The organism is Streptomyces sp. 7R007 (assembly GCF_054850255.1).
This window is the reverse complement of record NZ_JBTWMV010000153.1, coordinates 1-784: the sequence shown is the minus strand read 5'-3', so window position 1 is coordinate 784 and position 784 is coordinate 1. Positions and strand designations below refer to the sequence as shown.

The following is a 784-nucleotide window of genomic DNA, read 5'->3' as shown; positions in this document are numbered from 1 at the left end:
CAGGTCAACTCGGGCAGCCAGCAGCAGTGGCTGACCCGCAACTCCCAGCTCGGCGGCTGGACCGGCGCCAACTGGAACATGGTGTTCGCCGGCAGCACGGGCGTCCCCGCCACCAGCTTCCCCAACCCCCCCTACACCACGGTCGCGCAGAGCCCGGTCACGCGCGAGAAGCCGTTCCTGTACGTCGACACGTCCGGCACCTACCAGGTGTTCGTGCCGTCTGTGCGCACGAACTCGACCGGCACCAGCTGGACGAGCGGTGCCTCGGGAACTTCGCTGTCCCTGGACACGTTCTACGTCGTGAAGCCGGGCGCCACCGCCTCCCAGATCAACTCCGCCCTCGCCGCGGGCAAGAACCTCCTGGTCACCCCCGGCGTCTACCACCTCGACCAGACCCTGCAGATCAACCGCGCCGACACCGTCGTCCTCGGACTGGGCCTCGCCACCCTGGTCCCCGACAACGGCATCACCGCCATGAAGGTCGCCGACGTCGACGGCGTGAAGATCGCCGGCCTGCTCTTCGACGCCGGCACCACCACCTCGCCCTCCCTGCTGGAGGTCGGGCCGACCGGCTCCGCCGCCTCCCACGCGGCCGACCCGGCCTCCCTGCACGACGTCTACTTCCGCGTCGGCGGCGCAGGCGTCGGCAAGGCCAGCACGGCTCTCGTCGTCAACAGCGACGACGTCATCGGCGACCACATGTGGATCTGGCGCGCCGACCACGGCAGCGGCGTCGGCTGGACCAGCAACACCGCGGACACCGGCATGATCGTCAACGGCGACG

The 784-nt window shown here is 70.0% G+C and carries 1 pseudogene; it reads left to right on the top strand.

Annotation, left to right across the window (positions count from 1 at the left end):
* Nucleotides 1-784: pseudogene (locus tag ACYF6T_RS44550) on the top strand (coagulation factor 5/8 type domain-containing protein); the annotation flags it as partial.